Annotated in this window: 10 protein-coding genes; 1 reads left to right on the forward strand and 9 read right to left on the reverse strand. The window is 44.6% G+C overall.

All coding sequences use genetic code 11. The features are described 5' to 3' along the window. Nucleotides 1–24: 24 nt before the first annotated feature. Together QUB06_RS17590 and QUB06_RS17595 are read right to left on the reverse strand one after the other, a co-directional pair. On the reverse strand, nt 25–1,908 hold the full coding sequence (locus tag QUB06_RS17590; RefSeq protein WP_333436357.1) for a methyl-accepting chemotaxis protein: 1,884 nt from the start codon (nt 1,906–1,908) through the stop codon (nt 25–27). Between the two features lie 357 nt (nt 1,909–2,265). Beyond that, the gene (locus QUB06_RS17595) at nt 2,266–3,729 is read right to left on the reverse strand and encodes a methyl-accepting chemotaxis protein (RefSeq protein WP_333436358.1); all 1,464 of its coding nucleotides are present in this window, start codon (nt 3,727–3,729) and stop codon (nt 2,266–2,268) included. Nucleotides 3,730–3,789: 60 nt separating this feature from the next. On the opposite strand from QUB06_RS17595, the gene QUB06_RS17600 reads away from it, so the two are divergent. Next, nucleotides 3,790–3,999 (forward strand): hypothetical protein, encoded by a 210-nt coding sequence (locus tag QUB06_RS17600; protein WP_333436359.1) that lies wholly within the window; start codon nt 3,790–3,792, stop codon nt 3,997–3,999. Nucleotides 4,000–4,304: 305 nt separating this feature from the next. Here the strand turns inward: QUB06_RS17600 and QUB06_RS17605 are convergent, their stop codons facing one another. The 7 genes from QUB06_RS17605 to QUB06_RS17635 form a co-directional block, all read right to left on the reverse strand. Continuing rightward, nucleotides 4,305–5,435 carry a chemotaxis protein CheW gene (locus QUB06_RS17605; protein WP_333436360.1) on the reverse strand — a complete coding sequence of 377 codons (1,131 nt, stop codon included), beginning with the start codon at nt 5,433–5,435 and terminating at the stop codon, nt 4,305–4,307. Between the two features lie 3 nt (nt 5,436–5,438). Next, the gene (locus QUB06_RS17610) at nt 5,439–7,115 is read right to left on the reverse strand and encodes a CheR family methyltransferase (RefSeq protein WP_333436361.1); all 1,677 of its coding nucleotides are present in this window, start codon (nt 7,113–7,115) and stop codon (nt 5,439–5,441) included. Nucleotides 7,116–7,504: 389 nt separating this feature from the next. Then, the gene (locus QUB06_RS17615) at nt 7,505–9,271 is read right to left on the reverse strand and encodes a R3H domain-containing nucleic acid-binding protein (protein ID WP_333436362.1); all 1,767 of its coding nucleotides are present in this window, start codon (nt 9,269–9,271) and stop codon (nt 7,505–7,507) included. Nucleotides 9,272–9,427: 156 nt separating this feature from the next. Beyond that, on the reverse strand, nt 9,428–10,579 hold the full coding sequence (gene ldpA / locus QUB06_RS17620) for a circadian clock protein LdpA (RefSeq protein WP_333436363.1): 1,152 nt from the start codon (nt 10,577–10,579) through the stop codon (nt 9,428–9,430). 195 nt (nt 10,580–10,774) lie between these two features. Then, nucleotides 10,775–10,975, reverse strand: coding sequence for a hypothetical protein (locus QUB06_RS17625; RefSeq protein ID WP_333436364.1), 201 nt, complete (start codon nt 10,973–10,975; stop codon nt 10,775–10,777). 30 nt (nt 10,976–11,005) lie between these two features. After that, nucleotides 11,006–12,328, reverse strand: a complete 1,323-nt coding sequence (locus QUB06_RS17630) for a four-carbon acid sugar kinase family protein (RefSeq protein WP_333436365.1) — start codon at nt 12,326–12,328, stop codon at nt 11,006–11,008. 192 nt (nt 12,329–12,520) lie between these two features. Continuing rightward, nucleotides 12,521–13,189, reverse strand: a complete 669-nt coding sequence (locus tag QUB06_RS17635) for a hypothetical protein (RefSeq protein ID WP_333436366.1) — start codon at nt 13,187–13,189, stop codon at nt 12,521–12,523. Nucleotides 13,190–13,221: the final 32 nt, after the last annotated feature.

Here is a 13,221-nt window from a genome sequence, read left to right on the forward strand (position 1 = left end):
TGACTAATGACTACTGACTAATGACTACACTACTTCTTTAAGATTAAAGGCAGCTTCTGTGAGTTGTTGAGTACCGATTTTAACTTGAGTAATGCCGCTGACTGTTTGAGACGCTGATTCCTTCATAGAACTCATGGCATCACCTACTTGCTGAATCGCGATCGCCTGCTGTTTAACATTAAATGAAATTTGCTGGTTGCTAGCAAACACCAGATTGCAAGCTTCCCTCACACCCGTAAAAGCTTCGGCCGTATCTTGTGCTGTTTTCACCCCTTCTGCAACCGTTTTGCGACTATCTTCAGTTGCTTTCACAGTTGAGTCGATCGCGCCCTTAATTTCTGGAACAATACCATTAATTTTTTGTGCTGCTTGTTGGCTTTCATCTGCTAACTTACGAATTTCGCTTGCTACCACCGCAAAACCTTTACCGTACTCACCGGCTCTGACTGCTTCAACAGCAGCGTTGAGAGCCAGCATATTAGTTTGGCTGGCTAAATCGCTAACCAAACTTGCGAGAGTCGATATATTGCCAATCTGACTCGTGCTGTCGTCGAGTCGATGATTTTGCTTAGAAATTGCCACCACAGCTTCTCTAAGATTCAGCATTTGATTGAGAGTTTGATCTACCTTTTTAGTACCTTCTTCGGCGAGATTTAAAGCTTGGCGAGCGGCAGCGGCAACAGACTCAGCTTGCTCGGCTGTTTGCTGAGAAGATCTGCCCAAATTTTCGAGAGTTATAGTTGTTTGATTGACAGAGACAAATTGCCGATCGGCTATTTGCTCTTGCCGATTCATATTAGATTCTATTTGCAGTGAAAATGACGATATTTGGTAAATCAACCCCCGAATGAGAGCAACAATCTGTTGCAAAAAAAACCATCCCCATCCCAGCACCACAGCCAGGGAAACAATAGCAATAAACGCGGCTATTTTCTGAAGAGAATCAATAGAAGAAAATAGCAACTTTTTGGGTGAAGTATCCACAATTACTAAAAATTTATTTTTATTTTCATTGCTGGGAAAAACTGTATTATAGCTAATCACTAGATCCGTCTTGTCAATATTTCCCTTGCCACCTGAGAGTATTTTAGCAACAATGTCTCCTGAATAATCATTTTTGACATTTTCCTTAGTTTTGAGTTCCAATCCCCATGCTTTTTGAGGATTGGGATGAGCCAGATAATACCCATCTTGATTTAAGATAAAAGATTGGTCTGATAGTTCAGGATTAAAATTTTTAACCATATCGAGCAGAGTGCTACCCAGAGCATTCGTAATGACAAAGCCTTGTCTTTCTCCTTTGGCATTAAAAATTGGAGTGGCGTAGCGAATGGTTGGCTTGTAAGGAATTTCTATTCTCCCCCTTTCCTCATTCAGATTTAAGGAAGACACATAGACTTCTCCTGATTTTAGCTTCATAGTTGCCGAAAAGTAATCTGCGTCTGCTTTATTTTGTAGTTGAGAATCTGGAATAACTTGGAGATTTGTGCCGTCAGAATCTACGCGGACTATCTCCTTACCGCTGTTATCTATGTAACGCAATTGCATATAATAGGGCTTGGCTTCCATCAACGATAAAAATGTGAGTTGCATTCGATAAACCCAATCTTTATAAGTTGAATTAGTTTGTTTGTCTACTCCCTTTCCTTCTCTAGCTCTAATCATTCCCTGAACTGGGGGAGTTTTGCGAAGAAACAAAATATCGGCTCTCAGATTGTCAAATTGGTTAATCATTTGATTGGCGGTGGAATTAACACTGTCACTAAGGGTTATTAATGCTAAATTTTGTAGTGCTTCTGTTGAAGAAGAAATTCCATACCAACCAACAAGAGATACTGGAATCAAGGTACTTAAAATTAGGAGTAGGAGCAGTCGGTGCTGCATTTTTTGGAAAAATTTGTTCATCATTGGTTACGGGGAATTGGTTACTGGGAACTTGTACGCTCGCATAGTCTAAGTATGGGAATTGGGAACTTGTACGCTCGCGTAGCTATAGGGAATTGGAAAATTGTACGCTAGCGTAGCCGAAGTATAGGGAATTGGGAATTGGTAGTAAAGAAAAAATAACAACTCCCAAATAATAACTCACAAATCACAACTAACTACACTGCTGATTTGAGATTAGGTTCTGATTTGCCCAGAAACAAGTTATTACTCCCGTTAATATCGCTGGAATTGTAGCGATGCCGATCGCCAAAGCAATTGATTTAATTTTTAAGGATATATTGGGCATTTTTTTGGAACTACTCATAATTCATCGATCTCCTACAAAACTGCTTTCAAATCTAAGGCTGCTTCATTCAATTTTTGAGTGCCGACTTTAGTTTGACTGATACCGCAAGCGGTTTGGGCTGCCGCTTGATTGAGGGAGTTCATAGCTTGCACTACCTGTTCGATCGCGATCGCTTGCTGTTTGGCATTCAGAGAAATTTGCTGAGAGCTCAAAACCACATTGTTAATGGCATTGGCAACTCCTGCAAATGCCACTGCGGTTTCTGAGGCAATATTCACGCCCGATTCCACAGTTTTAGTTCCTTCGTCTGTCACCATTACCGTTGAGTTAATCGCCCTTTGAATATCAGCAACTAATAGATTAATTTGCGCTCCTGATTTTTTACTGCGATCGGCAAGTTTGCGAATTTCTGACGCCACCACGCCAAACCCCTTGCCATGTTCCCCCGCCCGCACTGCTTCAACAGCAGCATTGAGTGCTAACATATTAGTTTGATTGGCCAAATCGCTAACTACAGTTGAGATATTACCAATGTGATCTGTTTGTTCGCTCAACTCTATAATTTGTCCTTGGATATCCTGAACTTTAGTTTTGAGAGTGGCCATTGCTTCTAAAGTTTGTTCTACAGCTTTTGTGCCACCTCCAGCTAAATTCAAAGCTTGCATTGCTTGAACCACGGCTGTTTCTATCTGCTGTGATGTCGCCCTGGAAGATGCTCCCAATTCGTCCATTGTAGTAGTAGTTTCATTTACTGAAGCTGCTTGCTGACTTGCCATGCGTTCCTGTTCTTCCACGGTGGCTGCGATCTCAGTGGAAGAAGTGGCGATCGAGCTAATTGCCCGATCGATAGTTTGGGCAATTCCTGACGAAATCAACCCAGCTATAATAGTACCTAACACCAATAAAAGTACGGAAGCAAATACCACAGCCCAGAGCAAGAAAACTAAAGATTCCTTCGTTTTTGCGGTGGCTTGCTTAATCGCATTGACTTCTATGTCGCGAAATTGCTTATTCACTTCCACAAATTCATTCACAAATTTTGTCTGTTTTCCGGTGTTAAATATAGCCACGGCTTCCGCCCTCTTATTTTGTTGTAACAAAACCACCATTTGGTTAGAACTCTCATAATATTGGTTGCAGAGTTGTAGCATCTTCTCTAAACGTTCTTTTTGTTCAGGATTTTGGATCATTGACTCAACACTATTAGCCGACTGGCGAGCTAATTCTAAACCTGTTTGAAAATCATTTAAAAAGTCCGTATTTTTATTATTAATTAAATACCCGCGCAACCCCCGTACCATTTGCTCGGCACCTGCAGACATATTATTTGTGTGTCTGATCACATTTTCGATCCTTTCTACTTCTTGAAAATTACTCAATACCTGATTAGTAGTTGTATAAACTAGCACGGGAAAACCCAAGTATATAGTTGCTGGCGCTACATATGCAAGCAGCATTCTCTTTCTAATATTGAATTTTATTAAGTTAGCAAACATATTTTTCTCCTTAATTTTAGTCCAATATGGCTTGAAAAGCGAGGGGATTTGGTATAGCGTATGTTGAAGGAAGAAGGAAGAAGCCGCTTCGGCTCGCTTCCCTTTGACTACGCTCAGGGGAGCCGAAGCCGATCGCCATTCGGTTACGATCAGGGCGCGATCGGCCCCCTGATCCTAGTCGAATGGCAAGTTAAAAAGAAGGAAGAAGCAATAAAATCTATGATTTGGGCCATGAACAACTTCCTCACCGTATTGGCGGTTGCTATATAGCAAGTCTAAATCATTTATGCAGATTGGTAGGGTTAGTGGCAAGAGTGCCTACCCCGATCCGCTTAAGCACGGGGGGAGTGGACATACCTTAATTTTACAACTCATTTAGACGCACTATATAAGATAAAATCTGCTAGCATCGTCGTGGTAAAGTCGAGTCAAGTCGTCTCCATATGTATCTTCCATATATCAGCGCAATTTGCAGCTTTTCGACTCACTGTCAATCGTTCAGTCTCAACCGTGAAACGTCAACAATCATCTCGATCGTGCAACCGGAATTGATATAATTGAGATAACTTGTTGATTCAAACCTCCTCATCAACCACAAGTCCTCCTTTGGTAAGGAGTTTTTGCAAGTTCAGAATAGCCATCATTTTTTCCCCGTAAAGAGCTGTCCCCCTTAGATATTCGCGGTTGGCAGAATACAGTGCAGTCGGAACAGCCGCAATTTCCGACACATTTAAGTATATAATATCTAATATTTCGTCAACAACTATACCAGTGACTAAATCCCCAACTTCAACAACGATCGCCTTAGAGAGATAATTGGCAGCATCCGACATATTTAAAGACATATTTAAAACACTGCGAATATCAATTAGCGTCACAATTTCTCCGCGTAAATTTATATTTCCCACTATGCGATCTGGAGTGCAAGGAACCGGAGTTACTTGACCAATGTCAGTAAATTCGCGCACTAGATCTAAAGGAATACCCAAGTATTCGCCATTCAAAGCAAACACTGCCAAAGACATATTAATTGCAGCACCATTTTCCCCCTCGCCTTGCCGCCTTAAATTATTAGCCCGCAATTTAAAAATTGCTTTTTCTTCCGGCGTAGCGTGCGGGCAAAAAACGTCACGCTTGCTCAGAATTTTAGGATTTTCGCCTAACCATTTTCCATTTATTTGCCACTTTAAATTTTTCGTCTCTGCCTCACCTGCTGTTTCTTCACTACCTGCACTGCTTGGAGAAAGAGGCCAGCTTTCCTCTGACTTTTTGGGAGAATATCTAATTAGGGAATCGAGATTCAGCAGCATGATAAGATCGGCTTCGCAGCGGGCCAATCCAGCTACAAAATGATGAGAGGCTTCTGAATTATCTCGCCCGTAAGATAGCTGCGGAGTGATCGCATCTTCTGAGATTTCCTTAACTTCGCGAACTTGATTGACAATTATACCGAGTTTCGATTCTTGCCACTCTAGGACGATCGTACTATCTGTCACAGAATACTCTTGCCAAGCGTATCCAAAACGGAGGTTCAGATCCATCACGGGCAGAATTTCGCCCCGAAGGTCGATCGCCCCAACAATATCTTGAGGTGCTTCTGCAATTGCTGTCAACTCCGGCAGAAAGAAAATTTCCCGAACGTAACAGGCTTCTATACCGCAGAGAAAACCGTTCTGTTCAAAAATAAGATACGGTTTAGTTTCCATATTTTAATGTACAGTTTCTTTACTGTATAATTTTAACAATTTTTTTTTAACATTCATCAGCACTTGATTAGCTGTCATTTTTCCCTGTGAATCTATGGGAGTATTTGGCGGTAGTGCTTTCAGGATTTCACAAGATGAATTGTACATTTTAATAGCTCTTTTTACTTGACCTTCTTTATTGTATATATTCCCTAGTTCTATATAAGCTGAAACAAAAGAGGGACACATATAAATAGTCCTCTTTAATAAATTCTTTGCTGTTTCCAACTGCCCCTGTTCTTCAGCAATGTGAGCTTGTAAATAATCAGTAAATACTGAGCCAGGATCGACTTTTCTAGCTCGATTACAGTATTCTATTGCCTGAGAATAATTGCCGGAATTTGCCTGAACTTGAGCCATCAAATAATAAGCCTCAAAATTATGTCCCTGCAAGTCTATTGCCTCTTGTGCCTTGTTGAGCGCCTCAGCATAATTTTTATTGTTAAATGACTTTTTAGCCTCTAAAATTAGCATTTGAGGCGTTTTATTTTGAGTATTTTCTGCTATTATTTTTTCTGTAACTGAAACGGCATTGTTCGGCAAGCCCTCCTCCAGATAGGGAGATGGCAGCATCTTCCCCAGCGGATTACTTATTTTTAATACGGGCGGCATCTCTATCTCTGTAAAATTGCTGTTAGTAGTAACACTAGGTGGCATCGTTTCCCATGTTAGCAACTCACCACTATCATCGCGCATAGTATCTGCTTTCGGGAATTCCCGAAATGCCGAGTTGGCTTCCCCTACCGTTGCAACCCTAGACTCTATTTGACCGCCTTCCTCCGGTACTGCCTCCCGACGCTGATAAACCACCGACTCCGGGAAAATCTTGGGTTCAAACTCGTTCATAATTTGACCGTAAACTTCAGCGTGACCGGTCATTAAATATCCTCCAGGTCTCAGGGTATTGGAAAATTTTTTCAGTACCAGTGAAATATACTTATGTTCAAAATACACAAAAACGTTTCTACACAAAATTAAGTCTATGTTATAAAGATTTTGGTAAATATTAGGAAACTCATCTGTGATTAAATTTACACAGCTAAAGTTGACACTTTGGCGCAATTCTAGATTAATTTCCCAATCATTTTCCCTCTGATGAAAATACTGCTTTTGTATCTGCGGTTCAACCAAGCGAAACGACCAATGACTGTAAACTCCCTGGGGCGCTTTTTTGATTACTTTTTCATTGATATCTGTACCTAAAATTAATATTTTCCATTGATCCCAATCGGGAATCAACTGTTTTAAAACAATAGCTAAAGAATAAGGTTCTTCACCGGTGGAGCAGCCCGCACTCCAGATTCGCAGTGTCGGCTGCTTTCCCAAGGTCTTGTGCAATTTTATTTTCTGCTCTATCAATTCAGGAAAAATTACTCTATTTAACAGAGCAAACTGTCCTTTATCTCGCATAAAATAACTTTCAATTGTTGTTAATAGTAATACTAATTCTGTCCATTCGTTTTTACTTTCCAAAGTTTTGGCAGTTAAAAGTTTATAATATTTTTCGGGTTCGGCAATTTTTTTGGCTCTCATCCGAGTCAAAATTTTGTGAGACAAAGCCGAACGATCTTGCGACCGAATTCGCAAACCAATCTGAGTAGTAATTAAGTTAATAAATAGCTGAATTATTGAATCATTCATGTCCACTCAGGTAGATTCTTTTAATAATTGGGAAATTCGGAATTTTTACTGAGCTGTTGCTGATTTTTGGCTGAGCCTAGCTGCTAGCCCGCGGCTCGCCCGTTCGCAAAGCCAAAGGGAGCCGAAGGGAAGTGCGTAGCCGAACTATTGGGAATTGGGGAACTTGTAAGCTCGTGCAGTCGAAGTATTGGTAATTGAAAATTGGGGAATTGGAAATTAGAAATTGGGAATTTAGCCGATCGCCTTAACAAGAACAGTATCACACAACATCATATCAGAAAGTGGTCAGCTACTTAAAGGAAAAAGGCAAAAGGTAAAAGACAGAAGCCAGGAAAAAATTCTCCCTTCTGCCTTCTACCTTCTGCCTTCACAGGCATCAACCTCCCACTTTAAGCTGGATATATCCGCAGGCGGCGATTGGGTTCTTCCCCAAAACTGTGGGATTTCAGGTGATAGTGTTCCACAAGTTCGTGCTGCATTTTGCGGACGTTGGGAGAACGGGGCAGGAGTTCCACCGGCTGTCCCTTCGGAATGACAATTTGCTCCACTGCTAAGCGCGTTTCTTCGAGAGCTTCGAGCTCGTCAGAAGAACCGCTGCGGGCGAATAAAGCGAGGTCTGCCACTTCCGGGGTACCTGGGTCATCCATGTCCAACAGGCGCCGCAAAGCTCTCGCTACGTGGGGAATAGTGGCGGCCTTAATTGTGTGCAGGGGAACTTGGCGAGTTTTGGCCAAGTGCCTCAATTTCGACTGGTTCCGAACGTTCGATCGCAAAGCCAAAACCACGTCAGCACTCTCAATATCCTTCGTCAGCAGCACCGGCAGATTCAGCGTCGAAATCACCTGTTCGAGCTGGTGTCGAGGTATGCCGTAAGGATAAACGTGGAGGGGCAAATCTTCGCCGTTAGGGCCGACATTATGGGAATAGCGTCCGGGGGTGGGTACTGGTTCGACGGACAGGGATTCTTCGAGCAGTTGCTCGAAATACCGAGTCTCAGAAACCGGCGCGCTTTTAGCAGCGAAGTTCTCGCCTTGAGCGGGCATCGGCACCATTTTGCCAGCACTCCGCCACCCGGAGATCGGTGTGACGGGCCGGATTGCCGATACAGCAGCCGGGCCGCCGGAAGCTGCCATCCCCGGAAACCGGGCGGGGGGAGCGGCTGAGTCGCGCTCGATAATTACTTCTCCTGTCTCGCTGACGCTTCTGATTTGCTGGTTGGGTTCGCGTCCCCGCAGCAGAGTGTCGATCGAATCTGCAACTCGCTCGTGTATTACCCAGCGCTGGCGTTCCAGCATTTCGACGGCTATTTCAAAAGTTGGCGGTGATTTGCGCTCCAAAACCGTCTTTTGAGAACCGCGCCGTCTTGCTTCGTCATCTCCCAGCGTCACCGCTTGGATGCCCCCAATTAAATCGGCCAGAGTCGGGTTTTTCATCAAGTTTTCGAGCCGGTTCCCGTGGGCGGTACCGACCAACTGCACGCCCCTTTCGGCGATCGTCCGAGCCGCCAAAGCTTCGAGCTCCGTGCCGATTTCGTCAATCACGATCACTTCCGGCATATGGTTTTCCACTGCTTCGATCATGACTTGGTGCTGGAGTTCGGGGCGGGAAACTTGCATTCTGCGAGCTCTGCCGATCGCTGGGTGGGGAATATCTCCATCTCCGGCAATTTCGTTAGAGGTGTCGATGATTACCACCCGTTTTTCCAAGTCATCGGCGAGCACGCGGGCAATTTCGCGCAGGGCCGTGGTTTTACCGACTCCGGGGCGGCCGAGCATCAAAATTGACTGACCGGTTTCCACTAAATCGCGGATAATGCCGATCGTCCCGAACACAGCGCGGCCCACCCTCAACGTCAAGCCGATAATCTCGCCGCTGCGGTTGCGAAGGGCGCTAATTCGGTGCAGGGTTTGCTCGATACCGGCTCGGTTGTCGCCGCCGAAGTGGCCGACTCGCTCGATGCAATAGTTGATGTGTGCCTTGGAAACCGGCGTTTGGGAAAGAGGTTCGGCCAAGGATGGAAAACGAGCTTCTGGTTGGCGGCCCAAATCCATGACAATCTCAATGAGATTGTTGCGCTGCGGGTGCTGCTCTAAGGGCTGCCGGATCTCATCTGGCACGATGTCTAATAATTTGTTGAGGTCGTCTGTAATCTGCATTCGCCTCGATGTGTTCGGTGACTTTTTCAACTTTTTAGTCAGTTGTCAGTTGTCAGTTGTCAGTTGGCAGTTGTCAGTTGTCAGTTGTCAGTTGTCAGTTGTTGTTGATATTAACGACTAACCACTAACCACTAACTAATGACTAATGACTAATGACTAAAATTCTTTGAGCTGGGAAACTAGAGAACAAGCTAAACTCACGGCCTGTGAGAGAAGTTCTGGGACGGCTTCGAGCTGAGGTAGCCGAGATGTTTGAACTCCGGCTGCTGGCCGCGCGGCTGCCACCGGAACGGCATAGGCTCGATCGGTCTGCATTGTTTCTAATTGTTCTAAAACTGGCGATAGCAAAACCCTGGCATAGCTGCCGTAAGCTACACCTGCAATGTATGGGACAGGGGGAACTGACAAATTTTTCCCGGCATCCTTCATCAGTCCCTCGGCTCTCAACTTGCTGACAGTGTGAGCATTAGTGCCGCCTGCAAGTTGCACGTATCCCGGCAACTGGGCAGCCAAAACTTTTTGACCGAGTTTGACCGCGGCTCTAGTAGTTCCTGTTCCGATATCTCCGCTCATTGGCCTACCGTCCGTTTGCCAAATTAGGGGACAAGGAAGGGGGGAAATTATTTGATAGAGTGTCCGCAAATAATCAATCAAACCGTCTCCATCGGGGCAACTAATTGCTATTACCTTGAGTTGAGCGACCCAGGGAGCTATGCTCGACCAAAGTCGCGCAAAATCTGCCTCTCTGCCTACTTGCGTGTGAATTTCTAGGGCATCCGCACCGGATTGCAAGATTAAAGGTGCGATCGCGGCGGGAGCAGACACGTAAGAACGAGTATAAATCAGTTGGCTCGGACAAATCGGCAGACAGCGACCGCAGCCATAGCATTGCTGGTCTATCACCCCGGAAAAACCACTGCCAGCACTCTGAAAAACTATTGCTTCGGCTGGACATATTTTTTCGCACGGCCGCCAGCAGTCCACCGGACAATCGGCTGGGTTGAATTCGGCTTTGCGAAAATGCGGGTCTTCCCCATCGTTTAAACTCACCATCAGCAACGGCAACCCTTTGCCGCCAAACCTGCGGTTTTGAGTTCTTGCCTGTAAGTCGCTGGCCACTTGTAGGGCTTCTTTCGCTGCGGCGACGGCGGCGGGATCTGCCGCGACATCGATACAGTCAGCGCCTGCTAAGGTGTAAGCCAAGGTGAGATTCCGTACAGCAGGCAGGTGTTGAAAGCTCGCCCCACAGATCAGCTTGAACCAATGGCCATCTTTTAATGAGTTTAGGGGATGATAATGTTCTGTCACCCTTATATGCTAATCCTTTGAGCTGAAAATTACTATCTGAAAATTTCTACTTAATTTTAAAATTGAGGCTGATACGAGCTGGAAACGCTACTGATAGGAGTAGCTCTGGTGCTGTTGGCCCTATATGTAGAGTTCGGAGGTAACTATTTTTGAGAAATCTAATTTTTTTGAGAGTGCCTAACGATGACGCGATTTTCAACTTTGGCGATCGGCTTTAGTTACGGACAAACTCTCTATCATATCATACTTGGGTCGATTTGGCAAGAAAAAAGTAAAGTAGAGATTTTTTTGGAAGTGACCGTGGAGTGGCAGTTGCCATAAAGTTCGATCGAGCATGGAAACCCATCGACCAACCGCAGATGAACTGTCTCCTCCCTTACTAGAAGCTAAATTCATCTGGGTTAATCGGCGATTCAACGAGCTATACTACTTGCTCAGCCGCTTGTAAACCGTAGCCAAAGCATGGCTATCCCCCACATTTCCCGGAAACAAAACAACTGGCAAATTGGGAAACAGAGGATGCTCTGCCTCGGTTTTCACCACCGAACAACCTGCGATAATTTGACCAATTTGCCTGACACTTTTCAGCGACAAACCTGTACTCAAAACATCATTAGAAGTAATGCCGCCCTTGCTAATCAAAAACCCGATATCGGCAGGCAGTCCCCGCACGATATCCATCAATAAAGCAGAAACCGCCTCTCCAAATTTTAACCGAACTTCGGTATTTTCAAATTCGAGTTCCTTGCGGCTGGTATAAATTACAGGCGTTTTGCCATCTGCATGAGCAGTGCGGACTTTTTCGAGAATTTCATCGAGCATTTGGGTGCGATACTCTGGTGAATCTTCTACCAAGTGAGATACATCTATTTCAATGCTAACTATATTGGGTTCTTTTAACAAGCGTTCCAATTGTTCAGTAGTTTTCTTAACGTGGGAACCAACTATTACTGCACCCGGTTTGCGATTCCTCACATATTTTGCCATTTCGTCGGCTGCTACTGGCTGTGGGCCGAGGTCAGCTAAGGATGTTAAAATACTTGCTGCACTGCGGAATAAAAACTTTTTGCCTTGACTGACTGCATTGAGAATGTGTTTGGCAAATGTGTCTAAATCGCCTTGGCTTTGGCCGTCAACAACTGCACATTGGTTGTCTGTCATGTCCATCAGTCGATCTAAACTTCCGTAGCGAATGTCTCCGAGTAAAATGCGATCGACTGCATCAGCGGGGATGCGACCTTTGGTTTTTTCTTCTACATAGTCTGGGAGGTAACTGTGACTGTAGCCGAAGACTGAATCTTTGGCAAATTCGGTTTCGTGTACTGGTGTCGGCACACTGTTAACTATTAGGTAGTGCACGCTGTGGCGGGTAATTCTGCCTCCTTCAAAAAAGGCGGGAATTAGGAAATGGGCGTCGAAGGGGCCGAGTTCTTCGGCGATCGCGTCGGTTTCGATGGGATAGTGGCCGCGCAGGGTAGAATCGGAACGGCTAACTATTAGGAAGTCTTCGATTTTTTCAGCGGCGATCGCTCTTTTTAGATTTTGGCACACTTCGCGGGTGACGGAGGCTGCTTTTTCGGGAGTTAGCGATCGAGTATTTGTCAGTATGAAGAAAATCGGGCACTTGTCCCGCAGCCCCAAACGCAGGGTGTCTTCGTCCCAACGTGTCAGCAGCAAGCAACTGTGCACGGTTTGAGAACCAGTCGGATCGTCGTCGAGAACTATAATCTTGGGTTTAACAGAAGACATACTGACCTGGTTGTTAACGTCACCTTTCCAAGATATCCTTACCTGTTACGTAACAGGAAAAAATTTACAATAGTTATGATATTTTTTTCACAATTCTCATAACTTATAATTTGGAGAATGTGTTTGAGTTCGCTCGGTTCAGTCAGCTTCATGTTGCTACTGGGTAAGAGGCGCACGCAGCCGTGCACGCTACTAAGTTTTGCCATTTTTAAAATTAGCAGCGTTTCGATCTTGCAACTTTTTCATTTCTGCTTGAACTCCCACGGCTACCTGCAAAGCTTCGTTGAGCAATCGTCCTTGTTCGCTGGCTCGATCGCTAATTTGCAGGGCATTCAAATTTCTTAAGTTATTGGCAAACAATTCGGAGTTAGTAGCGACAAATTTTTTGTTTTCCCTAAGAATTCTTTCGGTTTTCAAAGCTCTAACTAAATCGTCTCTGATTAGCTGCAAAGCTTGAATAACTTTGGCACGATCGCCGATTTTGACTTCCGCATTGCCAGCATCTTCTATCTGATCGTTAATGGCGATCGCTTTGATTATACCATTATAGCGATCCACATCATCAAAAAGATTGATTAAATGTTGGTTTTGGCGGCTGCACCAAATTTTCCACGCATCCTCAAGGATTAAACCGACTATCGCAACCAAATGAAGGGCGAACCACAACAAATAAGCTCTAGGAAATATCGCAACCAGCAGCCAACAACTGATGAGAACCAAAACAATTAAACCGACAGTTTTCAAAGCTTCGCGGGCAAACTTAGTCGCTGTCGGCGGCCGGTATACGCGATCGGGCCCGGCGCCGGTGAGGTGCTTGAGCTCACCGAGAGTAATTTCTAATCCCTGAATGTCAGCTCGCATAAATCTTCACAAATATATGTTAATTATAAAGT

The sequence above is a fragment of the Microcoleus sp. D2_18a_D3 genome, from assembly GCF_036702455.1.
In the GTDB taxonomy this organism is placed as follows: domain Bacteria; phylum Cyanobacteriota; class Cyanobacteriia; order Cyanobacteriales; family Microcoleaceae; genus Microcoleus.

Coding starts and splice junctions, on each gene's coding strand:
- QUB06_RS17625 (WP_333436364.1), bottom strand. CDS start 10,975: ATGAATTTAGCTTCTAGTAAGGGAGGAGACAGTTCATCTGCGGTTGGT.
- QUB06_RS17590 (WP_333436357.1), bottom strand. CDS start 1,908: ATGATGAACAAATTTTTCCAAAAAATGCAGCACCGACTGCTCCTACTC.
- QUB06_RS17600 (WP_333436359.1), top strand. CDS start 3,790: ATGTTGAAGGAAGAAGGAAGAAGCCGCTTCGGCTCGCTTCCCTTTGAC.
- QUB06_RS17615 (WP_333436362.1), bottom strand. CDS start 9,271: ATGCAGATTACAGACGACCTCAACAAATTATTAGACATCGTGCCAGAT.
- QUB06_RS17630 (WP_333436365.1), bottom strand. CDS start 12,328: ATGTCTTCTGTTAAACCCAAGATTATAGTTCTCGACGACGATCCGACT.
- QUB06_RS17610 (WP_333436361.1), bottom strand. CDS start 7,115: ATGAATGATTCAATAATTCAGCTATTTATTAACTTAATTACTACTCAG.
- QUB06_RS17605 (WP_333436360.1), bottom strand. CDS start 5,435: ATGGAAACTAAACCGTATCTTATTTTTGAACAGAACGGTTTTCTCTGC.
- QUB06_RS17595 (WP_333436358.1), bottom strand. CDS start 3,729: ATGTTTGCTAACTTAATAAAATTCAATATTAGAAAGAGAATGCTGCTT.
- QUB06_RS17635 (WP_333436366.1), bottom strand. CDS start 13,189: ATGCGAGCTGACATTCAGGGATTAGAAATTACTCTCGGTGAGCTCAAG.